Annotated in this window: 26 protein-coding genes and 1 pseudogene; 25 read left to right on the plus strand and 2 right to left on the minus strand. The window is 38.4% G+C overall.

Annotation, left to right across the window (positions count from 1 at the left end; genetic code table 11):
- The 23 genes and pseudogenes from DK207_RS07850 (at nt 1) to pyrF (ending at nt 18042) form a co-directional block, all read left to right on the plus strand.
- Nucleotides 1–429 carry an ExbD/TolR family protein gene (locus tag DK207_RS07850; RefSeq protein ID WP_005080448.1) on the plus strand — a complete coding sequence of 143 codons (429 nt, stop codon included), beginning with the start codon at nt 1–3 and terminating at the stop codon, nt 427–429.
- Nucleotides 426–2153 (plus strand): lipid A export permease/ATP-binding protein MsbA, encoded by a 1728-nt coding sequence (gene msbA, locus DK207_RS07855; RefSeq protein WP_109440695.1) that lies wholly within the window; start codon nt 426–428, stop codon nt 2151–2153. Before DK207_RS07850 ends, msbA begins: the two co-directional genes overlap by 4 nt.
- Before the next feature lie 2 nt (nt 2154–2155).
- Nucleotides 2156–3163: a tetraacyldisaccharide 4'-kinase gene (lpxK, locus tag DK207_RS07860; protein ID WP_109440696.1), complete on the plus strand. Its 1008-nt coding sequence runs from the start codon at nt 2156–2158 to the stop codon at nt 3161–3163.
- A gap of 9 nt (nt 3164–3172) precedes the next feature.
- Entirely contained in the window at nt 3173–3934 is a 762-nt protein-coding gene (gene kdsB / locus DK207_RS07865) for a 3-deoxy-manno-octulosonate cytidylyltransferase (RefSeq protein WP_109440697.1), read from the plus strand.
- A gap of 1 nt (nt 3935) precedes the next feature.
- A complete protein-coding gene (locus DK207_RS07870; protein ID WP_109440698.1) occupies nt 3936–4919 on the plus strand; it encodes a DNA polymerase III subunit delta' in 984 nt (327 codons plus the stop codon).
- A gap of 143 nt (nt 4920–5062) precedes the next feature.
- Nucleotides 5063–5371: a hypothetical protein gene (locus DK207_RS07875; RefSeq protein WP_004639308.1), complete on the plus strand. Its 309-nt coding sequence runs from the start codon at nt 5063–5065 to the stop codon at nt 5369–5371.
- 323 nt (nt 5372–5694) lie between these two features.
- Nucleotides 5695–6039, plus strand: a complete 345-nt coding sequence (locus tag DK207_RS07880; RefSeq protein ID WP_100833619.1) for a PilZ domain-containing protein — start codon at nt 5695–5697, stop codon at nt 6037–6039.
- A gap of 20 nt (nt 6040–6059) precedes the next feature.
- Nucleotides 6060–6833: a TatD family hydrolase gene (locus DK207_RS07885; RefSeq protein ID WP_005080456.1), complete on the plus strand. Its 774-nt coding sequence runs from the start codon at nt 6060–6062 to the stop codon at nt 6831–6833.
- A 41-nt stretch (nt 6834–6874) separates the two neighbouring features.
- Nucleotides 6875–7480, plus strand: coding sequence for a TetR/AcrR family transcriptional regulator (locus DK207_RS07890; protein WP_017394545.1), 606 nt, complete (start codon nt 6875–6877; stop codon nt 7478–7480).
- A gap of 14 nt (nt 7481–7494) precedes the next feature.
- The gene (locus tag DK207_RS07895; protein ID WP_109440699.1) at nt 7495–8106 is read left to right on the plus strand and encodes a type II secretion system protein; all 612 of its coding nucleotides are present in this window, start codon (nt 7495–7497) and stop codon (nt 8104–8106) included.
- A 181-nt stretch (nt 8107–8287) separates the two neighbouring features.
- Nucleotides 8288–8653: pseudogene (gspI, locus tag DK207_RS15935) on the plus strand (type II secretion system minor pseudopilin GspI); the annotation flags it as partial.
- 5 nt (nt 8654–8658) lie between these two features.
- A complete protein-coding gene (gene gspJ / locus DK207_RS07905) occupies nt 8659–9438 on the plus strand; it encodes a type II secretion system minor pseudopilin GspJ (protein ID WP_109440701.1) in 780 nt (259 codons plus the stop codon).
- A 1-nt stretch (nt 9439) separates the two neighbouring features.
- Nucleotides 9440–10417, plus strand: coding sequence for a type II secretion system minor pseudopilin GspK (gspK, locus tag DK207_RS07910; RefSeq protein ID WP_109440702.1), 978 nt, complete (start codon nt 9440–9442; stop codon nt 10415–10417).
- An 85-nt stretch (nt 10418–10502) separates the two neighbouring features.
- Nucleotides 10503–11099, plus strand: coding sequence for a 6-pyruvoyl trahydropterin synthase family protein (locus DK207_RS07915; RefSeq protein ID WP_017394547.1), 597 nt, complete (start codon nt 10503–10505; stop codon nt 11097–11099).
- A 46-nt stretch (nt 11100–11145) separates the two neighbouring features.
- Nucleotides 11146–11859: a uracil-DNA glycosylase gene (ung, locus tag DK207_RS07920; protein ID WP_075316509.1), complete on the plus strand. Its 714-nt coding sequence runs from the start codon at nt 11146–11148 to the stop codon at nt 11857–11859.
- Nucleotides 11856–12980 (plus strand): enoyl-CoA hydratase/isomerase family protein, encoded by a 1125-nt coding sequence (locus tag DK207_RS07925; protein ID WP_171055793.1) that lies wholly within the window; start codon nt 11856–11858, stop codon nt 12978–12980. The genes ung and DK207_RS07925 overlap by 4 nt, the downstream gene beginning before the upstream one ends.
- Nucleotides 12981–12984: 4 nt before the next feature.
- The gene (tadA, locus tag DK207_RS07930) at nt 12985–13497 is read left to right on the plus strand and encodes a tRNA adenosine(34) deaminase TadA (protein ID WP_005080470.1); all 513 of its coding nucleotides are present in this window, start codon (nt 12985–12987) and stop codon (nt 13495–13497) included.
- Nucleotides 13498–13564: 67 nt separating this feature from the next.
- Complete coding sequence (locus DK207_RS07935; protein WP_004639295.1) at nt 13565–14005, plus strand: SRPBCC family protein; 441 nt, start codon at nt 13565–13567, stop codon at nt 14003–14005.
- Between the two features lie 9 nt (nt 14006–14014).
- Complete coding sequence (gene cmk, locus DK207_RS07940) at nt 14015–14695, plus strand: (d)CMP kinase (protein WP_100833624.1); 681 nt, start codon at nt 14015–14017, stop codon at nt 14693–14695.
- Nucleotides 14696–14810: 115 nt separating this feature from the next.
- A complete protein-coding gene (gene rpsA / locus DK207_RS07945; protein ID WP_004639293.1) occupies nt 14811–16493 on the plus strand; it encodes a 30S ribosomal protein S1 in 1683 nt (560 codons plus the stop codon).
- Between the two features lie 157 nt (nt 16494–16650).
- Nucleotides 16651–16953, plus strand: a complete 303-nt coding sequence (locus DK207_RS07950) for an integration host factor subunit beta (protein WP_004639292.1) — start codon at nt 16651–16653, stop codon at nt 16951–16953.
- A 15-nt stretch (nt 16954–16968) separates the two neighbouring features.
- Complete coding sequence (locus DK207_RS07955; RefSeq protein ID WP_004639291.1) at nt 16969–17328, plus strand: lipopolysaccharide assembly protein LapA domain-containing protein; 360 nt, start codon at nt 16969–16971, stop codon at nt 17326–17328.
- Nucleotides 17329–17361: 33 nt separating this feature from the next.
- On the plus strand, nt 17362–18042 hold the full coding sequence (gene pyrF / locus DK207_RS07960; RefSeq protein ID WP_004639290.1) for an orotidine-5'-phosphate decarboxylase: 681 nt from the start codon (nt 17362–17364) through the stop codon (nt 18040–18042).
- Here the strand turns inward: pyrF and DK207_RS07965 are convergent.
- Nucleotides 18039–18956 (minus strand): lysine exporter LysO family protein, encoded by a 918-nt coding sequence (locus DK207_RS07965; RefSeq protein ID WP_109440703.1) that lies wholly within the window; start codon nt 18954–18956, stop codon nt 18039–18041. The genes pyrF and DK207_RS07965 overlap by 4 nt on opposite strands.
- 47 nt (nt 18957–19003) lie before the next feature.
- A complete protein-coding gene (locus DK207_RS07970; protein WP_109440704.1) occupies nt 19004–20518 on the minus strand; it encodes a flavin-containing monooxygenase in 1515 nt (504 codons plus the stop codon).
- 155 nt (nt 20519–20673) lie between these two features.
- On the opposite strand from DK207_RS07970, the gene DK207_RS07975 reads away from it, so the two are divergent.
- Together DK207_RS07975 and zapE are read left to right on the plus strand one after the other, a co-directional pair.
- Entirely contained in the window at nt 20674–21693 is a 1020-nt protein-coding gene (locus DK207_RS07975; RefSeq protein ID WP_109440705.1) for an AraC family transcriptional regulator, read from the plus strand.
- A gap of 118 nt (nt 21694–21811) precedes the next feature.
- On the plus strand, nt 21812–22957 hold the full coding sequence (gene zapE / locus DK207_RS07980; protein ID WP_075315656.1) for a cell division protein ZapE: 1146 nt from the start codon (nt 21812–21814) through the stop codon (nt 22955–22957).
- The last annotated feature ends 32 nt before the right edge of the window (nt 22958–22989 follow it).

A 22989-nucleotide genomic window follows, 5' to 3' on the forward strand; every position in this document is an offset into this window, starting at 1 on the left:
ATGAAATTTAAACGCGCTCAAGTTGATGATATTCATATAAATTTGACACCTATGATCGACTGTATGTTGTTTATTTTGGTGTTTCTACTACTTTCTACCACCTTTAGTCAGCAAAGTCGCATAAACTTGACGCTGCCTGATGCTCAGGGTGTACCACCGAAACAATTCGATCACAAAATTGAAATAATGGTAGACTCAAAAGGGCATTATTCTGTGAACGGTCAAGCGATGGCAAGTAAGGAAGTTGCTGATCTAAGCACAGCGATCAAACAGATTGCACAAGATCGTCGTGATTTTATGTTCGTGATTGCTGCTGATGCCAATGCTGCACATCAAGATGTTATTCGTGTGATGGATGTGGCTGGTCAGCTCGGTTTTGTCAATGTCAACATTAGCACTAAAGTTCCAACAAGAGGTTTCACTGAGTGAGTCAGGATTTTAAGGTCTATTTTCGTCTACTAGCTTATTTAAAATCTTATTGGGGTATCGCCTTATTTGTATTGATTGGTTTTAGTATCAATGCCGCAACAGAGGTCTCTGTTGCAAAGTTGCTTAAATACATTATTGATGCCATTCAAGAAGGTAGCCGAGAAAACCTAAATTGGTTTCCTGCCTTAATCGTATTACTCATGTTCTTTCGTGGTGTAGGCTTATTTCTAGGTGGATACTTTTCGGCAGTTATTTCTCGTCGATTAGTATTCAGTATCCGCCAAGAAGTGTACGCAAAACTACTTAGATTGCCTGCCCAATATTATCTTGATAATAGTGTCGGTTATATCAGTGCTAAATTGATGTATAACGTGGAGCAGTTGACTGCAGCTTCATCGGACTCATTGCAGACTTTAGTAAAAGACGGTTTGATCGTTATTGGATTGTTAAGCTATCTATTCTATACCAATTGGCGTTTAACACTCTGTATCCTTGTATTCATGCCTGTGATTGGGGTCTTGGTGAGAGTCGCAGCAAAACGCATGCGCAAACTTTCTATTCAAGTGCAAAACACCATGGGTGATGTAAACCATGTGGTTCAAGAAACGATTAATGGTAATTCTGTAGTGAAAAGTTTCACTGGTGAAGCTTTTGAACAACAACGTTTTTATAAATCGTCTGAAGAAAATTTACGTCGCGGTTTGAAGATGGTGGTGGTTCAAAATATCAATAGTCCAGTGGTACAGTTGATTTTATCTTGTGCGATGGCTGTTATTCTTTGGTTGGCATTGCGTCCGCAAGTTTTCGGTGACACATCTGCAGGTGAATTTGTTGCTTATATTACGGCAGCAGGTTTGATTTCAAAGCCAATCAAAAACTTGACTGATATCAATGAGAAATTACAACGTGGTTTAGCAGCTGCACATTCAGTTTTTGAGTTACTAGATTTACCAGAAGAAGAAAATAAGGGGCAATTAAAACCTGCACTCAAAGGCAGTATTCGCTTTGAGCGCGCTAATCTTCAGTACTCTGATGGTACTCATGCGATTAAAGATTTCTCATTGGATATAAAAGCAGGGCAAACGATTGCATTAGTGGGTCGTTCGGGCGCAGGTAAAACGTCGTTAGTGAATATGTTGCCGCGATTCCAAGAGTTGAGTGGTGGTGAAATCTATTTGGATAATATAGCAATTGATCAAATAGAGCTTTTATCACTACGATCTCAAATCGCAATGGTTAATCAACAGGTAGTACTGTTTAACCGTTCGGTACGCGATAATATTGCTTACGGTCAATTACAAAATGCGAGTGATGAACAGGTGATTGCTGCCGCGAAAGCAGCTTATGCACATGAATTTATTATGGCATTACCGCAAGGTTATGACACGGTTCTAGGGGCGCAAGGTTTAAGCCTTTCAGGTGGCCAGCGTCAACGTATCGCGATTGCACGTGCGATACTAAAGGACTCACCAATTTTAATTTTAGATGAAGCGACCAGTGCTTTGGATAATGAGTCTGAATATTTTATTCAGCGTGCGTTTGATGAGGCGATGCAAGGTAGAACAACAATTGTAATCGCACACCGACTTTCAACTGTTGAGAATGCTGATTTGATCGTTGTCATGGACAAAGGACAAATCATAGAGCAAGGAACTCATGCTGAGTTGTTAGCAAAACACGGGATGTACTATCAACTTCATCAACGTAACTTTGAGGAAGAATAAGTATGTCGATGGCGCAACGCATACAAGATGCTTGGAACCAACAAGCCTCATGGTTAATTGTTTTGCGTCCATTGTCATGGCTCTATCGATTCGGCTTTTGCTTAAATCAAGCTTTGTATACTTTAGGTTTGAAGAAAGTATACAAGGCTCCTATACCAGTGATGGTGATTGGTAATATTACCGTGGGTGGTAGTGGTAAAACACCGCTCTTGATTGAGTTGGTTAAGTATTTGCAGCGACATGGTGTGCGAGTTGGTGTGATTAGTCGAGGGTATGGTGGTCAGGGACCTTTTCCAGCAATTGTTGAACAACACGCTACACCTTCAAAAGTGGGTGATGAACCTTGTTTGATTGTTCAATCAACTCAAGTACCTATGGCTGTTGGCCCTAATCGTCAAGCTTCTATTGAGTTGCTATTAAAAACAGCTCAGTTGGATTTGGTTATCAGTGATGATGGTTTGCAGCATTGGGCTTTAGCACGTCAAATTGAATGGATCGTTTTAGATCAAAATCGTGGTTTAGGTAATGAAAAATTATTGCCAGAGGGCTATTTGCGCGAACCCAAATCGAGATTGCAAAACAGTACTGTGATTCAACATACTAAAAATGCTGATTCTAAGCTAAATATGCATTTAGGTCTTGGTGACCCATATTTACTGAACTCGGATCTCCAGGCGGATTGGTTTGATCCAAATCAATATTTTAATGCGGTTGTAGGGATTGGTTTTCCACAGCGCTTTTATCAAACGTTGAAAGGTTTGGGTGTTCATCAATTTCAAGCGCATGAGTTTCCTGATCATCATGATTACGAAATAATAGATTTAATGTTTGATTCAGATGATGCCATTATTACCACTGAAAAAGATGCGGTAAAATTTAAACAGCTATTGGAACAGCATCCAGAGTTTAATACACCTATTTGGGTTGTACCCGTTAAAGCTGTTCTATCATCAGATTGCTACGACTTGTTAAAGCAACAATTGCAACAAGTTGGTATTCAGTTTTCTTAGAGAAAGACCATGAAACATATTGTTATACCTGCGCGTTTTGCCAGCTCACGTTTACCTGCGAAACCACTTTTGTTGATTCATGGTCGTCCAATGATTCTACGAGTAGTCGATCAGGCTAGAAAGGTCGGTGGTTTTGATGATCTATGTGTAGCAACTGACGATTCTCGTATTGCTGAGGTATGTCGTGCTGAGGACGTGGATGTGGTTTTGACGAGTGCTGATCATCCATCTGGTACAGATCGTTTAAGTGAGGTTGCACGTATCAAGGGATGGGCGGAAGACGATATTATTGTGAATGTTCAAGGCGATGAACCTTTACTTCCGGCGCTACTTGTTAAACAAGTGGCACAATTGCTTGTGGATAATCCTCAATGTTCAATGTCAACTTTGTGTGAGCCAATTATTCATTTAGATGAGTTCCAACGCGATAGTATTGTCAAAGTTGTGATGTCGAATCGAAATGAAGCGCTTTATTTTAGCCGAGCAACGATTCCTTATGATCGTGATGGAGCTAAACAAGATGAGGTTAAGCTACATAGTCAAGCCTATCGCCATCTAGGTCTGTATGCATATCGAGTTAAATTATTACAAGAGTATGTAACATGGCCACAAGGTAAATTGGAAGTTCTGGAGAGCTTAGAACAGTTGCGTGTTTTAGAGAATGGTCATCGCATTGCGATTGCTGTAGCTCAAGCTAATCTTCCACCAGGTGTTGATACACAAGTAGATTTGGATCGACTTAATGCAATGCCAATAAGCGCGTTTGAGTAATATGATTGAAGATACGCAAGCAACGATGATCTATCCATGGCATCAGCAAACATGGGAGTTACTCAGTTCTAGGTTTCCTGAAGTTGGACATGGCTTATTGTTTTATGGCAAAAAAGGGTGTGGCAAAAATGAGTTCACAGCGCGTTTCGTTGCTTGGATATTATGTTTGAATAAACAAGCTCAAGCTGCTTGCGGTGAGTGTTCGAGTTGCCAATGGTTAAAATCTGATACTCATCCCAATTATGTACATATCACAACGGATGAAGATAATAAAAAGCAAAATGCAAAGATTAAAATAGAAAAAATACGTGATTTATTGCCATTTGTTCAACAAACGGGTGAGGGCTGGCGCGTTGTTGTGATTGAACCAGCAGAAGCACTAAATATTGCTTCTGCAAATGCATTACTAAAGACTTTAGAAGAACCAGGTGAAAAAGTTGTTTTGATTCTGCTTGCTGATCATTATTTGAAATTGCCAGCAACAATTCGTAGTCGGTTACAGCATTTCGCTTTGGATCGATTGAGTCAACAAGAAGCTGAGAAATATATACAACAACAAATACCACAAGTTATGCCAAATCAGATTTCATTGCTACTTAATCTGGCGAATGATATGCCGTTGACAGCAATTGAAATTGAAAAAAGTGATTGGCTACAAAAAAGATCTTTTTTTGTCGCTGATTGGCTGAAATTAGTTGCTGAAAAAAATATGCCTTTAAATTATGTCAATAAGTGGTCTAAAGAGTTAAATTTTTCAGAATTCATGACTATGTTTGAGTATTTATTAGGGGATTTGATTGCTTTCAAGTTGAAACAACCTTTAAGAAATATTGATTTAGATTTTCAAGAACTAGAAAAACATTATGAGCTTGATGCTTTGTTCACCATCTATAGTGATTTACAGCAAAAAAAATTGATGGTTGCACAGAACGTACAAACACAATTAGTTATGGATGAGCTTTTTATGCAACTTATGAATATTTAGTTTTAAAACCACTCTGCTTTAAATTGCTTTAGGCGTTTTATGTAAAGATTGTATTTAAATTGTTTCTTGTTCTGTCATCCTAATTAAAAATATATAAAATGTGAGTTACTTCACAATAATATTAAAAAATAAGGAATATAGTGATGAAAATAAGACTATTTGCTGTTCTGTTATCACTTTACACTCTGCCTGTAATTGCTATGGCAGAGCCGAAGTTTGAATCAAATATTGATGGTTCTTCGATTTTGATCAATGCTTCGAATCTTGGGGCACAATCTTATGAGTGTGTTTATAGCTATTCATATAACCATCCTAAACAAAACGAGGGTGCATATCAGTTCAGTGGAAAACTACAGATTGAAGCTGGCGCAAAACAAGTCGCTGTTGTAACACGACATACGAATCAGGCTGTGATCAAACTCAACTTTGATTATAAATGCACACAAAAGTAAATTTAAATCCATCTCATAAAAACCATTCTTTTTGAAAATAGAAGAATGGTTTTTTTTATTTTCTGATCTATGAAAATTTTAGCTTATTTGCACTAAAGCTATCTATAAATGGATCATCTTTTAGTTTTTCTTGTCATTTCGTTGAAACAGAGTTTGTTGTTTTGAATATTGTTTTCTATAATCAATTGATAAATTAACTTTAGATTTTTAAATTTGACGGTAAACCAAAGAAACGACGACAAAAATATATAGTGTTTTCTATATGTCTAGGCGTTATCAAGATCATAAACTTTGGTGATTTAGCGATTTAACAGGGGAATGTTATGCAGCAGCAAATGATGGGTGGGATTATACAGGTTAATATTCCAGATAAAGCGACTTTACAATCAAGTTATATGCCTTTTGTGGTGGGCGGTGGACTATTTGTTCCGACTAAACAAGCAGTTTCTATGGGACAAGAAGTATTTATTTTAGCAACCTTACCAGAGCAGACGCAAAAGATTCCGCTTACAGGTAAAGTGATTTGGATTTCACATAAGCAAACACATTTTAAGCCACAAGGCTTTGCGATCCAGTTGGTTGGAGAAAAAGGCGTGTATTACAAGAACGAAGCAGAAAGAATATTGGCAGGCTCAAAAGCTTTAGAACGACCAAGTTATACGATGTAAATAAAGAGTAGGAAGAAAGCGTGTTCGTTGATACACATTGTCATTTAACCATGTTGGATCTCAGTCCTTATGATGGAGATTTAGATCAAGCCTTAGCACAAGCTCGACTTGCTGGTGTTTCAAAGTTTATGGGAATTTCAGTTGATCTTGATGATCATGTGAAATTGGCTGAAATAGCTGCTCGTCATGATGATGTTGGATATACAGTAGGTGTACATCCTTGTGAGGATGAACATATCATGGCGCGCGCTACAACGGATTATTTAGTTGAATTGGCGCAGTCTGATAAGGTTTGGGCATTAGGTGAAACGGGCTTAGATTACTATCACAGCCAAGATTTCATCGCAGAGCAAAAGCGGTGTTTTGCACGCCATATTCAAGCATCAAAAATAGTAAAAAAGCCTGTAGTTGTCCATACGCGTTCGGCCAAATATGATACCGTCGATATTATTCGTGCGGAACAATCAACCCATGGGATTTTGCATTGTTTTACTGAAGATTGGGAAACTGCAAAAGCTGTTCTAGATTGTGGATACTATATTTCTTTCTCAGGCATTATTTCTTTTAAAAATGCTCAAGATCTTCGTGACGTTGCAAAGCAAGTACCGATTGATCGAGTGCTTATCGAAACAGACAGTCCTTATTTGGCTCCTGTACCTTATCGTGGTAAAACCAACGAACCTAAATACGTTCCTTATGTAGCCAAAGCTCTGGCAGATGTATATCATAAATCAGTTGAAGAAATGGGTCTGATTACGACTCAAAATTTTGAAAATCTTTTGAAATTTAAATAAACGGTTTATGTTGTATTAGGAAAGAGAGTTATCACGTGAAAATGGATCGTCAAGCTCAATTTAGGGCAAGAGAAGTATTAATTTTTCAAATCGCTGAGCAACTCCTATTAGAAAATGGTGAAGCGGGCATGACCCTTGATGCCTTAGCGGCAGAATTGGATCTAGCAAAAGGTACTTTATATAAGCACTTTCAAAGTAAAGATGAACTATATATGTTGCTGATTATTCGCAACGAAAGAATGTTGCTTGAGATGATTCAAGATACGGAGAAGGGATTTCCTGAGCATTTAGCTTTTTTCATGTTACATCATTTACATCACCCTGAACGTACCGCTTTATTTCATCAAATTGAAGAGCGCCTATCGACAACGGCTCAAGGTATTCAACTGTTATTTAGCGAGCTTTATAAAATTCGACGTCAGCGTTTGCGGATTATTATTCGTATGACGGAAAGTTATTTAGCTGATATAAATAGCACAATGACCACGCGTGACTATCTTGCTTCTATTTGGTCTTTAACTTATGGAGCTGCCGTGATACTAAATTCGAGTTTCTATCAACGTTATCTTGGATCAAGAGATACATTGCGAGTTGCTTATATCGAACAGGCATTAGCGATGCCGAAACTTCCTGAATACAGTGCATAAGTTGATCAGCAACGATGAGCTATCAATCTTTTAGTCGAGAAAAAAGTGCTAAAGCTTCTTGTATTGCGGAGCGGCCGAGCAGTGCTCGACTTAATCGCTCCTCAGGATTTACGTTGATTGAGATTATGGTTGTCATCGTTATTATGACGATTATGACATCATTGGTTGTACTGAATATTGGTGGAGTTGACCAACGTCGAGCAATGCAAGCAAGAGAAATGTTTATTCTTGATTTAAAGAAAATCAATAAAGAGTCAACAGATCAAGCCAAGGTATTTGCTCTGAATATACAAAATGCTACTGATGTCGCGCCCTTAAGTTATAGTTTGTTTGAATATCATGATCAGAGCTTTGAGCGAGTACGACAAGCAGATCGTATCTGGCAACCATATACAGAATTTAAACCTCGTCAATTACCAAGTAATGTCTCATTTAGTGTGCAAAGTTTAAATAATGAAAATTACCCTCGTGCGCAGAATGATGATTTATTGGGTGGCCAAGCACCACAGTTAATTTGGTTTGGAAATGGTGAAGTGAGGCCTGTTCGAATCCAATTTTACTATGCTCAACAGCCGATTGGACATGAATTAGAATTGGATCACTTGGGGAAGGTTAATGAAAATTAAGTCTTTATCAGGTCTTCCAGAAAATGCTTCTTGTCTTGTGAAAGAACAGAAACCTCGGATCTCAAGCATAGCTTTCGATCTTGCAGCAGGGCCAAGCGTTGCCCGATTTAATCGTGCTCACGTCGAGCATAGCTCTCCGTCTTGCGCTCAGGAGAAACGATGTTTCTCTAATCCTCGCTCAGGATTTACCTTACTTGAAGTGATGGTGGCTTTGGCAATTTTTGCGGTGGCTGCAATCGCGCTAACAAAAATAGCCATGCAATATACGCAAGCAACCTCAAATGCAATTTTACGTACTAAGGCTCAATTTGTTGCAATGAATGAGGTTGCAATGATGGAGATTAACAAAGAGTGGTTGGATGGAACCCAATCCAAACAAATCACTTCACAAGGTGAAACATGGCAAATTGATAAAAAAGCACAAGCAACGATTAGCCCCAAAGTTCAGCGGATCGAATTACAAGTGAGTCTATTTAACGTTGATCAAGATAAAGTTGAAGCGGGTGTTGGTCATCTAGTGTTTTTCAATCATCAGACTGAAAGTTAAATCATATGAATAATAAAAACAATAATATGCAAATCTCAAAGCTTCACTTTGTTAATCCTCGTACTCAAAGCCTAGCTTTTCGTTTTGCGGAGCGGTCGAGCAGTGCTCGACTTAATCGTGATCACTCCGAACATAGTTCGTCATCTTGCGCTCGGACAAAGTTTCACTTTGTTAATCCTCGCTCAGGATTTACGTTGGTTGAGTTGCTGGTTGCAATTGCAATTTTTGCAGTTCTTTCTATGTTAGGTTGGAAAGTATTTGATTATTTGTTAAAAGTGAAAGATCGAAATGCTGAACATGAAGTGAATTTGTTTGCATTACAAGACGCTTATCAGCAGATCTTGCGAGATAGTTTGCAGATCATCCCTTTAACAGCAAATGATGGAAGGCAATTGCAAGCTGCATTGGTACTTAATGATCAGGTTTTTATGTTCAGTAAAGCTGGTGTTTCTGATCCGCTTAAGCAAGGGTTGTCGCCATACGAGCGTATCGAATATCGTTTTGATGAGTCTCAAAAAAGACTATATCGATTGAAATACACAAATCTAAATATTCCAAATCGTGTGCAGCCGATGTCAAGTGTATTGTTGGATAATGTTGAGCGCTTTAAAGTATCAGTTTTCAATCCACAGGAGTTAATGCAGTGGCCTGAAAATAATGTAGATTCAGAAAACACGGCTGAATTAAGAAAGCTACCATTAGGATTGAAAATTCAATTGACTGTTGCTGGTACAGATTATGAGTGGATCTATCGTCTGATCGATCGTAGTCAGGATAGTCAATGATATGAGAAATATAAGATCACAACATGGCGTTGCTTTATTGACTATCCTTGTTATGGTTGCTTTAGCAACAATTCTCGCCGCAACAATTGCAAAACGCCAAAGTAATAGTGCTGAAAATACAGGCTATTTAATGCGACAGAATCAATCTTTGCTCTATGCGAAAAGTGCGGAGGCATTTTTTGCTGAGTTATTGATTCAGGATAATGAAAGTGGCAAAAATATTGATCATTTACAAGAAAGTTGGGCGAAACCAATGCCTGCATTCCCTGTAGAGGATGGATATGTTTCGGGTCGTTTAGTTGATGAGTCTGGAAAGTTTAATCTCAATAATTTACTTAAAAGTGACGGTAGTGTTGATGATTCTGCTCGCCGATGGTTTGAGAGATTGCTGCAACGCGTTGGATTGCCAGCAGAATTAAGTCAAGCGGTAATTGACTGGCAGGATAGTGATGATGAGCCAACAGGTGCTATGGGGGCTGAAAGTAATTATTATCAAGGTTTAGAGCCAGCTTATTTAACACCAAATACCAGATTTCACAGTATTGAAGAGTTAAAATTAGTCCGCGGCTTTGAAGGAAAGAATTATGACTTAATTAAAAACTATATTTCTGCCTTACCTGAACCAACAAAAGTGAATATCAATACAGCACCAGCATTGTTGCTTGCGAGTATTGATCCTAGAGTTGACGTAAATACGGTTGATCAAGAATTAAAAGCAAAACAGGCAAATTTAACGTATTTTTCTAGTCTTGATGATTTATGGAAAATAAATGCATTTTCTGGGATAGAAGAACAGAATAAAACGGATGCAGCGGCGTGGTTGGATACTAAATCAGATTACTTTACAGCGTTGATTGAGGTTGTTTTGAGTGAGCGAAAACGTCAATTTACCAGTGCTATATACAGGAAAGATAAGCAGGTTACGGTTTATGCTCGAAGTTTAGCACCTTTTCGTACGGGCCATGGATTGAATAATTGAATAGTCACAAATTTTAAATTCGATCCCAATGCTTGTTTTTTTGTTTTATAATAAACTTCGTTTGCAGAAAAGATTCGCTTGGTGCATGTTAATTCGTAAATTATTTAAGTTTGAAAACGCTCATATTGTACGGAACTGTACATCAGATCGCTGTAAGCGTTCTATTCATGGTCATAGCTATAAAGTTGAGTTGCTGCTAAAAGCATCGAAGCTGGATCATGGGCAAATGGTTTATGATTTTGGCTTGTTGAAAGGCGTGATTAAAGAGCTGTTTGATAGCTTTGATCATGCAATTTGCTATTGGCAAAAAGATGATCCAGCTTATATTGATGCATGTAAAACGTTTAGTGCACGATGGATCGCATTGCCTGTTTCGCCTTCAGCAGAGCAGTTTTCTCGTATTTTCTTCTATCTCGCTCAACAAGTGTTAAATTCAACAATTACTCAAAACGGTGAGGGTGATGTTGAAGTTTATTCGGTCATTGTTCACGAAACAGATACGGGTTATGCACAAAGTTTTCAAGAAGATATTGATAATGAGCAAATGGGTGCATTGAGCTTGGAGCAAATTATTTTTTCCGAGCAAGTTCAAGCTGAATGGAGTGATCCAAATCTGTATAAAAACTTGAAACAAGGGTTAAAATTTCAAAACCCAAATGTAGAATTACAAGTTAATATTTAATCTGTACATTTCATTCGTGAGAGTGGAGTAATTTCAAGGAATGTTGATGCAATTTACTGAACAACAGCAGGACAAGTTAAGTAAAGTTCAGTTGGATGAGTCGTGGAAAATTTCTTTATCTGACTTTCTTCTTAGTCAGAAAATGGATAGTTTGCGTGATTTTTTGCAGCAGCAAAAAAATGCTGAAAAAATAATTTATCCGCCGAGTAAGCAGATTTTTAATGCATTGAATACAACACCTTTAAATTCGGTTAAAGTTGTAATTTTGGGTCAGGATCCTTATCACGGTCCAAATCAAGCAAATGGTTTAAGCTTTTCGGTGCAGAGAGGGGTTGCATTACCACCATCTTTGCGTAATATTTTTCATGAATTATCTACTGATTTGGCAATACCCATTTCTCGTCATGGTGATTTGAGTAAATGGGCAGAGCAAGGTGTTTTGCTTTTAAACAGTGTACTTACTGTTGAGGCTGGTCAGCCCACATCACATCAAAAGCAAGGTTGGGAAGAATTTACCGATGCAGTGATTGATGTGTTAAACGAACAACGAGAACATGTTGTTTTCATTTTGTGGGGGGCTTATGCACAACGCAAAGGGCAACGTATTGATCGTAATAGGCATCTTGTTTTGAGTGCAGCTCATCCATCACCATTAGCAGCAAACCGTGGTGGTTTTTTTGGTTGCAAAGTATTTTCTAAAAGTAATCATTATTTGAAACAACATGGCATTGAGCCTATAGACTGGCAATTGGACGCATAATGACTTCTCCCGATTTGAATAGCTATCATCCTGATTTGGTTATTGAGCAAGAAAAGAATGGTTGGCGAGTAATTCGTTTAAACCGCCCAAAATCATTGCATGCATTAGATGAATCTATTGTTAGTGCACTACTTAAGGTTTTTGAGCATTTTCATGAAGATGAAAGTGTTAAAGCAATTTGGCTAGATTCAACAACCCCTAAAGCATTTTGTGCAGGCGGCGATGTACGTAAGCTCCGTCAGCTTGTCATTAACAATGAAGTTGATGCCGCAAATCGTTTCTTTGAACAAGAGTATGCCTTAGATTTACTGTTACATAACTATGCTAAACCAATCGTGGTTTGGGGTGAGGGTTATGTGATGGGTGGTGGACTCGGTTTATTTATGGCTGCGCCATTTCGCTTAGTTACACCTTATTCTCGCCTTGCGATGCCAGAAATCAATATTGGATTATACCCAGATGTGGGTGGAAGTCGTTTCTTGGCAGATCGCGGTCAAATTGGTTTATTCACGGGACTGACAGGGTCGATTATGACAGCTGCAGGTGCATTTAGTATTGGTTGGGCAACTCATATTTGTGAAGCGCAGCGTGATAATGTTTTACAGAAAGTATTGAATGTTGATTGGAATCATTATCCAGCGGGAGCTTTCCGTGCGATTGATGACACATTAAATAGTCTGCATCGTCCAGTTGCGGCAGGTCCATTGCAAAACTCTATTGATGTTATACACAGCGTTTGTCGTGGCCAAAACTTTGAGTTTGATTATCAGGCCATCATTGGATTGAGTGAAGCGAGCAGTGATTGGTTGCGTCAGGCGAGTGAGAATTTGCAAAAAGGTTCTCCAAGCACGGCGGCTATTACTTGGTTACTTTGGCAGTGGGGCAAACAAGGACATGCTTGGGATGAAGTGTTTGCATTAGAGGCCCAAATTTCTGATTGGAAAATTCGCCATCCAGATTTTGTTGAAGGTGTGCGTGCGCGTTTAGTGGATAAAGATCTATCGCCTGAATGGAAAGCAACTGAAAAAATTACATTAAAAGATATTTTGTCGGATTGTCCACCTATAACTACGATTGATAGTTGGAATGTATTGTTAAGACAATACGGTATCATTGCATAAGGCGATGAGTAATCCAGATACTTTTGATGACGAATATTGGATGCAGTTTGCTTACGAGCAAGCTGCATTAGCTGCAGAACAAGGTGAAATACCTGTTGGCGCTGTTATTGTAAGTCAATCGAAAATTATTGGGGCAGGTTACAACGCGCCAATCTTGCTTTCAGACCCAAGTGCACATGCTGAAATTCAAGCATTGCGCATGGCTTGTCAGAGCATTCAAAACTATCGTTTGCCCGAAGATGCAACGCTTTATGTAACGCTTGAACCTTGTACTATGTGTGTAGGTGCTTTGATTCATGCGCGTATTCAACGTGTTGTATTTGCAACGCCTGAACCTAAAGCAGGTTCGCTGGTGAGTGCTCGTCAGTTACTTGATAGTGGTTATTACAATCACAAATTTGTTTTTGAACATGGGTGTATGCAAGCAAAATGTTCCGCTCAACTCAGTGATTTCTTTAAACAAAGACGTAATCAAAAGAAACAGATCCGTTTATCTAAAACGTCCTCAAATGATTAAAAATCTGCGATGAGTTATGGCAGACTAGCCGCTCCTATGATTTTGGTTTAATCAAAAAGGCGAAACTATGCGTAATGCGATCACCATAAAAAAAGAATTCAATGCACCGATCTCCGAAGTTTTTGATCTGTTGTCAAAACATGCAACATACAATAAGGCATTTGCACCTTTGCAAGTTGTACGTGTTAAGGACTCTACTGATCCACAGCGCCCAGATGGAGTGGGTTCTATTCGACGTATGGGATTTGGGCCGATTAAGCCACTTCAAGAAGAAATAACTTTGTTGGAAGAAAATAAGCGTATCGAATATAAGCTAATTAATAACCCTTTAGTTAAGCACCATTTGGGACAAATTGATTTTAGAGAGATTACGCCTTATATCACTTTAGTAACTTATAAGATTGAATTTACAGCAAAAGCACCGCTTGTAAGTAAATTAATTCTTGCACAACTCAAAGCAGCGATTACACTAGGTTTTTCAAAGTTAGCGAAGTCGGTTGCTTCATAAGAGATGGGAATGACAGTTCATATTATTACGATAGATGGTCCAAGCGGTTCAGGTAAAGGAACATTGGCAGCAAAAATAGCAGCGCATTACGGTTTCAATTTGTTAGATTCTGGTGCGTTATATCGTTTACTTGGACTGTCATTGTTTCAACGCGGATTATTAGATCAAATTGATTCAGAATTGGAGCAATGTATTGAATGTGCAACTCATCTCGACATTGAGTTTAAATCATCAGCCTCTATAACACTTATCTATTTAGATGGTGTAGATGTGACCAATATAATCAGAACAGAACAAGTTGGTGAATACGCATCAAAGGTTGCGACTGTACCAGAGTTGAGAAAAGCATTATTTGAACGCCAACGTGCTTTTATCCAAGCACCGGGTTTAGTGGCCGATGGTCGTGACATGGCGACATCAATATTTCCTGAAGCGCAAGCTAAAATCTATCTAACTGCATCTGCTGAGTCCCGTGCCGAACGTCGGGTAAAACAGTTGCAGGGTATGGGTCTTGATGCTAAAATAAACGACATTTTATCTAATATACAGGCTAGAGATAAACGAGATATGGAACGTGCTGTTGCGCCATTAAAGCCAGCAGGCGACGCATATATCATTGATAGTTCTAATATTGGCATCAATGAAGTCTTCCAATTAATGGTTGACTATATCGATAGCCGTATTCAATAGATAAACCATTTTATTTTCAGTTGAAGCATTGCTTGATCAGATTTTTTGGACAATGTAACAACTTAACTAAACCGGCCTTGTCTGATCCAAGACCGCGGACTTTATCAGGTATATCATGACCGAATCTTTTGCAGCCCTCTTTGAAGAAAGTGAATTAAACCTCAACGTTGAAAAGGGTGCAGTCATCCAAGGTACTGTTGTTAGTATCGATTCTGACTGGGTTACTGTTGACACTGGCCTTAAATCTGAAGGCGTTGTTGATCGTGCTGAATTTTTAAATGAACAACGTGAACTTGAAGTTCAAGTTGGCGATACTGTTGACGTAGTTGTTGAAGCGCTTGACAACGGTATGGGTCAAACAGTTTTATCACGTGAAAAAGCAAAACGTGCTGAAACTTGGACTAAACTTGAGAAAATCTTTGAAGACGGCGAAATCGTTACTGGTGTTATCTCTGGTAAGGTTAAAGGTGGTTTCACTGTTGACATCGGTCCTGTACGTGCATTCTTACCAGGTTCTTTAGTTGACACTCGTCCTATTCGTGACACAACTCACCTTGAAGGTAAAGAGTTAGAGTTCAAAGTAATCAAACTTGATGCTAAACGTAACAACGTTGTTGTATCTCGTCGTGCAGTTATGGAAGCTGAATCTTCAGCTGACCGTGAAGCATTACTTGCTCAACTTGAAGAAGGTCAAACAGTTACAGGTACAATCAAGAACCTTACTGATTACGGCGCGTTCGTTGATCTTGGCGGTATTGATGGTCTTCTACATATCACAGATATGGCTTGGAAGCGTATCAAGCACCCATCAGAAGTTGTTGAAGTTGGTCAAGAAGTTACAGTTAAAGTACTTAAATTTGACCGCGAGCGTAACCGCGTATCTTTAGGTCTTAAGCAATTAGGCGAAGATCCATGGTTAGCGATCATGAGCCGTTACCCTAAAGGTTCTATCGTTAAAGCACGTGTAACAAACTTAACTGATTACGGTTGCTTCGCTGAAATCGCTGAAGGCGTTGAAGGCTTAGTACACGTTTCAGAAATGGACCACACGAACAAAAACATCCACCCATCTAAAGTTGTTCAGATCGGTGACGAAGTTGATGTTATGGTTCTTGAAGTTGACGAAGAACGTCGTCGTATTTCGTTGGGTATCAAACAAACTCGTGCTAACCCATGGGAAGAGTTTGCTAAAGCACATGAAAAAGGCGAAAAAGTTTCTGGTACAATCAAGTCAATCACTGACTTCGGTATCTTCATCGGCTTAAACGGTGGTATCGACGGTTTAGTTCACTTGTCTGATATTTCTTGGAACGAACAAGGCGAAGAAGCGATTCGTCGTTACAAGAAAGGCGACACAGTTGAAGCAGTTATCTTGTCTGTAGACGCTGAAGGTAACCGTATCAGCCTAGGTATCAAGCAATTAAACAGCGATCCATTCAATGACTTCTTGGCTGCGAATGAGCGCGGTGCTTTAGTTAAAGGTACTGTAACTGCTGTTGATGCTAAAGGTGCTACAGTTAAATTAGCTGATGACATCGAAGCAACACTTAAAGCTTCTGAAATCAACCGTGACCGTGTTGAAGACGCAACTAAATTCTTAGAAGTTGGTCAAGAAGTTGAAGCTAAGATCATCAACGTTGATCGCAAATCTCGCTCTATCAACTTGTCTATCAAAGCGAAAGACGAAGCTGAAGAGAAAGAAGCTGTGAACAATGCTCGCCAAGCTGCTGCGACTCAAGCTGCAGAAAGCAATGGTCCTAAGACTATTGGTGACTTAATTAAAGCTCAAATGAAGTAATTTGTTAAAAAGTACGTTTCTTGTAACAGAGATGTACTTTTTTATACAAAAATACTGTAAACGGTAGCGTAGTAATCATGTACTGCGCTACCGTTTTGTATTTAAACAGGTTATTATTAAAAACACTGAGAAGTAGCAATAATTAAAGAGGTCATTAATGACTACTGAAGCACTTAATAAATCTGATTTAATTGAACGGATTGCACTTAAAAACCCACACTTAGCAGAACCTTTAGTTGAAGATGCTGTTAAAATTATGATTGACCAAATGATCGAAGCTCTTTCAAATGGTGATCGTATTGAAATACGTGGTTTTGGGAGCTTTGCTTTACACCATCGTGAGCCACGTTTAGGTCGTAACCCAAAAACAGGTAAAGCTGTTGATGTCGCAGCAAAAGCTGTACCACATTTTAAACCAGGTAAAGCCCTTCGTGATGCAGTAAACGAATCTGGTCAATAAGAATTTGAGGTGTTTATGCGTTATGTATTAATTGCATTACTCGTTGTCATCTTTGGTTATTCACTTGCCTTGGTGCTTCAAAACCCAACTGAGCTACCAGTTGATTTATTGTTTACTCAAGTTCCAGCAATGCGTTTAGGTTTATTGCTTCTATTGACGTTAGCATTAGGCATTGTGGTTGGACTGCTCTTAGGTGTTCAGGTTTTCCGCGTTTTCCAAACGAATTGGGAAATTAAAAGATTGCGTAAGGATATTGATCATCTTCGCAAAGAACAAATTCAACTTGCACAACAAGCGGCTGCTGATGCTGCTGCAAGTGTAAGGCACGAAAAAACTGTATTGGATATTACCAATGAAAATAAAAGCCCATTATAATATGGGCTTTATTTTTATCGGGAAGAAAAGCTCTTGAGTATTATTGTTGCCCTAGACGCAAAAAGCCAATACGACGCTCTGACGATTGTGGAACAACTTGATCCTACTTTATGTCGAGTTAAAGTAGGCAAGGAGCTTTTTACTCACGAAGGACCTGCTGTTGTTAAAAGCTTGCATGATAAGGGTTTTGAAGTTTTTCTTGATTTAAAGTTTCATGATATTCCAAATACTACAGCACAAGCTGTATGCGCGGCTGCTGATTTAGGGGTGTGGATGGTGAACGTTCACGCATCTGGCGGTCGTAAGATGATGGAAACTTGTGTGGAGCGTCTTAAAGCAGGAAATTATCAAACCCAATTGATTGCAGTTACTGTTTTAACTTCGATGGGTCGTGAAGACTTGCGTGATATAGGTTTAGATATTGAGCCTGTTGAGCAAGTGCAGCGTTTAGCTAAACTCACTCAGGAAAGTGGTTTAGATGGGGTCGTTTGTTCAGCGCAAGAAGCAAAAATTCTTCGTCAAATGCTCGGCCAAGACTTCGCATTGGTTACTCCAGGAATTCGTCCAGCAGGATCAAGTGCTGATGATCAAAAGCGTATTGTGACACCGAAACAAGCGATACAAGATGGTTCTACTCATTTAGTAATTGGTCGCCCAATCACTAAAGCAGAGAATCCGACAGCGATGCTAAAATCGATTTTAGCTTCAATTTAAAATTTTAAGTTTAAAAATAGACTGATTAAGAGTGGCGCGAGCAAGGATAAAATTAATCCGCTCATCATGGCGTGTGGTACGTAATGCGTGCCACATGATTGTTTAACCATTGCTAAAGTTACATCCATCGACGTTGCACCTGCACTAGAAATTGCTGATCGTGGAAAACGCCAGCCTAAACAATACATCAATAGAATTGCAAAAATCTCTCTAAATAAATCAGTAAGCAGCGCAATACCACCAAGTCTAGCTGAGTGTAATTCAGTAAACACAATTCCTGACATTGAATACCAACCGTAGCCCTGTGCTAATGCGAGAACTTCGTTTAATTTATAGTGATCTGATAGAATAAAATAGTTAAAGATAGAAGCAAGACAAGAACCAATAATAGCAGCAACAGGAACAAGCAAAATTTTCCAACTTAACCAACTGCGATCAAATTGGGTAAAGGCGAGTTCGATACCGATTAAGAAGATAAAAATAAGTAATAGATACCAACTGTTGAATGGTATATGTACATCAAAATTTTTGATCAATAGGCCTATTGCAACACCTATTGCAAGTGCCAAAAATGCTTTAGCGATATTTTTCAATGCATTTAAAAACAAGCGTAATGATATTTTGCCTTGAACACTTTGCCGATCAATCAGTTTATAAGTAAATAAACAAATAAAGAAAGCACCTATAGATGTTGTAAATGCAATCAGTAAAGCTGGAGGAAGAATAGCGACAGGATTTTCAATATGATTGAGGGCTTGAGTTAACTCAAAAGCTACACTGATCAATAAAATATAAGAAAAATAAGGAAGAATTTTAAAAACAAGTTGTTTTATCTGGAAAGATAAGTGAGGGGCAATAAAGTAGCCTAATGAAATTACGATAAATATTTGGAGAATCAGAATAAGAGATTGCATAAAAAAAGCAGGTCACGAATAACCTGCTTATTATGAAGAATTATTGCTTAAGCTGCATCGACTTTTGTATCAATTGCTATACTGATAAAATTGTAATCCGCAACATTCACCTTGCGGGTTTCTAACCAATATTTCCAAGTATACGTTGGCCACAAAGAAAAGTTTTTACCATCCGCAGCTTGATACCAACTGCTACATCCACCGGCTTGCCATACTGTGCCTTTGAGTTGTTCTTGTACACGTTCGTTGAATTGGTCTTGAACTTCTTGCTTGACTTCAATTGCTTGAGTGCCTGTTTTATCAACTGTTTGAATCAATTGTAGAATGTAGTTTACTTGTGATTCAATCATAAAAATCACAGAGTTATGGCCAAGAATTGTGTTTGGACCTAAAAGCTGGAAAAGGTTAGGGAAGTTTTTAGTTGCAACACCATAATAACTCTCAGCGCCATCTTTCCAAGCTTGTTTAAGCTCAATGCCATTTCGACCCACACAGTCAAAATGTTTTAAGTAGATACGTGGATCCGTAATAAAACCTGTACCATAGATCAAACAGTCAATCTGACGCTCTTTACCATCTTTGGTGATAATGCCATTTGCTGTGATTTCTTGAATACCATCTGTTACTAGTTCAACATTTTTACGGTTAAACGTAGGGAAGTATTTGTTTGAAATCAAAATACGTTTACAACCCATAACAAAATCTGGGGTAAGCTTCTTCGCTAAGGCTTTGTCTTTGACTTGGAAACGAATAAAGGCTTCGGCAAGTTTTTGACCATATTTCATAATTTGTGGTTGCACAATTGGTACAACACGTGACTCGTTGCTCCAGTACAAACGACTACGATGAATTTGACGATAAATATTTGAAGCTTTAAATAACGATTTACTTAGTTTTGAATATTTACGTTCATCACGTGGAATTACCCAGGCTGCTGTACGTTGGAAAACATAGAGTTGCTTAACCTCAGGTGCAATCTCTGGAATATATTGAATAGCACTACCACCTGTACCAATCGATGCAACTGATTTTCCATTTAGATCGTAATCGTGTTCCCATTTAGATGAATGAAATACTTTACCTTTAAATTTCTCAATGCCTTTGATATGTGGAATTTGTGGAACATGTAATGGACCAGAAGCAAAAATTACGAATTGTGCTTCTAGTGTTGGTTGGTCTTTAAAATCTACAGTCCAAACATTACGGTTTTCATCAAATTCAGCATGTGTTACTTCATGATTAAACTTGCAATAATCCTTTAATTTGTATTGCTCCGTAATATCCTGAATATAACCAAAAATTTCATCTGCTTCGGCATAACGTTTGGACCAATCTGTCTTTGGTGCAAAGGAAAGAGAATACATATGTGATTGGACGTCACATGCAGCACCAGGATATTGGTTTTCTCGCCATGTTCCACCAACATCGTTGGTTTTTTCTAAGATAACAAAATCATTGATTTGACTTTGCAACAAGCGAATCGCCATAGCTAAACCACCAAAACCTGCACCAATAATCGCAACTTTTGTTTTTTGAATAGCATTTTTGGTTACATCACGCATAGTCTACGTCCTACACAGCTAAATTTTGTGCAAGTTTAACGGTTTTACCAAGATTAAATATGATTGTATAGACGTAAAACTTGATCATTTCGGCAATTCATTTAGCTATTTTTTTATAGTACAACATTAAAGTTTTGAGAATTAGATTTAGAATTATGAAAAGATCTATCCTCGGATTGATGTATTTGATTCAAGGCATGCGTCATGTTGGAATAGATGTGGATACACGTTTAGCCCAAATGGGAATACATGCTGACGCTTTAGATCCAAGTTCAATCATTGCGGATGAGATTGAGTGGGATATTCTGCAGCATATTAGTCAAGATGTTTCACCTGAACAAGGTTTGTTTATTGGTCAGCATTATGCATTAGCAGGTTATGGTCCATTTCTTATGCTTTTGGTGACCAGTAATACTTTAGAAAAAGCTTTGCTAAACGGAATCCGATTTCAACAGCTCACGCATCTATTTGGTTCTTTAAAATTAGATATTCAAGAAGATTTTATTCATTTGGCATATCAACCGGTTGATCTCGAAACACATTTGGGGCATTTGAGAGCGCAGTGTGAAATCTCAGGAACCTATAAATTCCTACAAGATATTTTTAAAATGATGGGATTAGAGATTCCTAAAATAAAGATTGAATTACCCTTTAAAAGGCCAAAAGATTTACACTTGATCGCTTCCTACCAAGATTATTATGGTGTGGATGTGAAGTTTGGTTGCGAGCAAGCTGCATTTATGATGGAGAATACACAACTTTTAGAAACTAAAATTCCATCTGCGGATATCCTGACCTATCGAATTTATGAAGAAAAATGCCTATCCGATTTGGAGCTGTTAGAGAAGGTCGCGCATTTAGATGTGACAATAGTTGAGTATGTGGAAGGTTATCTCGAATTGCAAAATGGGGTCATACCGACCATGTCTGAGACAGCATGCGCACTCAAAATTCCTGAGCGAACGCTAAGGCATCAATTGCAGCAAATGCAGACCAGCTATAAAGAAATCCGTGAAAGGCTTATCAAGAAAAAGGCAATAAAATTTATTGAAGCAAGTACATATTCAGTTGAACAGATTGCAGAAATGTTGGGTTATTCTGAACCTGCTGCCTTTAATCATGCATTTAAACGATGGTTTGGACAGAGTCCTCGACAGTATAACCGAAATCATTAAATGATTAAAAATGGAACATTATGATGTTTAAACTACATGATAATTAAGCCTAAAATCTAATGTCTTTGAACTCAATGTTCGATATAATTTTTCTCAATTAAAATTGTAATAACACCTTATGTTAAATTCTAAGCCAGACTCGCATAGCACTGCATACATTCCAACATCACCTGCTGAGCGTTATGCTCAAGCACTTGAGTCAGGACAGTTCATGCCTGATGAAGCACAAGCTCAGGCAGTTCAAGAGCTAGATCGTGTATGGAAAGAGTTGCTCACTCGTTATAAAGCATCGAAGAAAGCGTTTAGACGATTCCGTCGTCAAACCTATCCGAAAGGTGTTTATATGTGGGGTGGTGTAGGACGTGGTAAGACATGGTTAATGGATCAATTTTATGAGTCAGTACCATTCCGTCGAAAAACACGTATGCATTTCCATCACTTTATGCAACATGTACATAAAGAGTTAAACAAACTTTCAGGTCAGCGCAATCCTTTAGATTTGGTTGCAGATCAAATCTACAAAAATGCAGTGGTGATCTGTTTTGATGAATTCTTTGTATCGAATGTTACAGATGCAATGATTATTAGTGATTTATTCCAGAAGTTGTTTGAGCGGGGCATTACTTTAGTTGCTACCTCAAATATTGCTCCTGAAGGTTTGTATAAAAACGGAATTCATCGAGATCGTTTCTTGCCGACAATTGCATTGGTTCAGAAAAATTGTACCGTTTTGAATGTTGATGCTGGTATCGATTACCGTTTACGGGTATTAAAGCAAGCACAATTGTTTAAGCATCCGCTTGGTAATGATGTGCAGGCATGGATGGCTGAGCGTTTTAGCGCTTTAACCCAAACACAAGTACAATCAAACTCTCCGATTATGATTAACAATCGTGTTGTTGAGACTTTGGGGCATACTGAAGACGTATTGTGGTGTGAGTTTTCTGAACTATGTTTTAAACCGCGTAGCCCAGCTGATTTCATCGAAATTGCAAACATATACAATACTGTTTTAGTCAGTAATGTACCGCATTTGACGGATTTCTTATCTGAAGGGACACGTCGCTTTATTTATTTGGTCGATGAATTCTATGACCGTGGGGTAAAGTTATTATTAACCTCAGAGGATTCGATTATTGATTTATACGAAGGCGATAAATTAGCATTTGAAATTGAACGGACGCGTTCAAGATTACTTGAAATGCAATCGGATGACTATTTAAATTCTGAACATCGACAAATCCAAATCGCAAAAACTTCATGATTTGAAAAGGCATTCTTCGGAATGTCTTTTTT

The organism is Acinetobacter haemolyticus (genome assembly GCF_900406815.1).
In the GTDB taxonomy this organism is placed as follows: Bacteria; Pseudomonadota; Gammaproteobacteria; order Pseudomonadales; family Moraxellaceae; genus Acinetobacter; species Acinetobacter haemolyticus_A.

Excerpts from the sequence above, each read along its gene's own strand:
- DK207_RS07890 (WP_017394545.1), top strand. The coding sequence starts at position 6,875 with ATGGATCGTCAAGCTCAATTTAGGGCAAGAGAAGTATTAATTTTTCAA.
- DK207_RS07880 (WP_100833619.1), top strand. The coding sequence starts at position 5,695 with ATGCAGCAGCAAATGATGGGTGGGATTATACAGGTTAATATTCCAGAT.
- DK207_RS07950 (WP_004639292.1), top strand. The coding sequence starts at position 16,651 with ATGACTACTGAAGCACTTAATAAATCTGATTTAATTGAACGGATTGCA.
- DK207_RS07955 (WP_004639291.1), top strand. The coding sequence starts at position 16,969 with ATGCGTTATGTATTAATTGCATTACTCGTTGTCATCTTTGGTTATTCA.
- DK207_RS07870 (WP_109440698.1), top strand. The coding sequence starts at position 3,936 with ATGATTGAAGATACGCAAGCAACGATGATCTATCCATGGCATCAGCAA.
- DK207_RS07975 (WP_109440705.1), top strand. The coding sequence starts at position 20,674 with ATGAAAAGATCTATCCTCGGATTGATGTATTTGATTCAAGGCATGCGT.
- zapE (WP_075315656.1), top strand. The coding sequence starts at position 21,812 with ATGTTAAATTCTAAGCCAGACTCGCATAGCACTGCATACATTCCAACA.
- DK207_RS07915 (WP_017394547.1), top strand. The coding sequence starts at position 10,503 with ATGTTAATTCGTAAATTATTTAAGTTTGAAAACGCTCATATTGTACGG.
- kdsB (WP_109440697.1), top strand. The coding sequence starts at position 3,173 with ATGAAACATATTGTTATACCTGCGCGTTTTGCCAGCTCACGTTTACCT.
- ung (WP_075316509.1), top strand. The coding sequence starts at position 11,146 with ATGCAATTTACTGAACAACAGCAGGACAAGTTAAGTAAAGTTCAGTTG.
- DK207_RS07935 (WP_004639295.1), top strand. The coding sequence starts at position 13,565 with ATGCGTAATGCGATCACCATAAAAAAAGAATTCAATGCACCGATCTCC.
- tadA (WP_005080470.1), top strand. The coding sequence starts at position 12,985 with ATGAGTAATCCAGATACTTTTGATGACGAATATTGGATGCAGTTTGCT.
- lpxK (WP_109440696.1), top strand. The coding sequence starts at position 2,156 with ATGTCGATGGCGCAACGCATACAAGATGCTTGGAACCAACAAGCCTCA.
- DK207_RS07965 (WP_109440703.1), bottom strand. The coding sequence starts at position 18,956 with ATGCAATCTCTTATTCTGATTCTCCAAATATTTATCGTAATTTCATTA.
- DK207_RS07875 (WP_004639308.1), top strand. The coding sequence starts at position 5,063 with ATGAAAATAAGACTATTTGCTGTTCTGTTATCACTTTACACTCTGCCT.
- DK207_RS07970 (WP_109440704.1), bottom strand. The coding sequence starts at position 20,518 with ATGCGTGATGTAACCAAAAATGCTATTCAAAAAACAAAAGTTGCGATT.
- rpsA (WP_004639293.1), top strand. The coding sequence starts at position 14,811 with ATGACCGAATCTTTTGCAGCCCTCTTTGAAGAAAGTGAATTAAACCTC.
- DK207_RS07895 (WP_109440699.1), top strand. The coding sequence starts at position 7,495 with ATGAGCTATCAATCTTTTAGTCGAGAAAAAAGTGCTAAAGCTTCTTGT.
- DK207_RS07850 (WP_005080448.1), top strand. The coding sequence starts at position 1 with ATGAAATTTAAACGCGCTCAAGTTGATGATATTCATATAAATTTGACA.
- cmk (WP_100833624.1), top strand. The coding sequence starts at position 14,015 with ATGACAGTTCATATTATTACGATAGATGGTCCAAGCGGTTCAGGTAAA.
- gspK (WP_109440702.1), top strand. The coding sequence starts at position 9,440 with ATGAGAAATATAAGATCACAACATGGCGTTGCTTTATTGACTATCCTT.
- gspJ (WP_109440701.1), top strand. The coding sequence starts at position 8,659 with ATGAATAATAAAAACAATAATATGCAAATCTCAAAGCTTCACTTTGTT.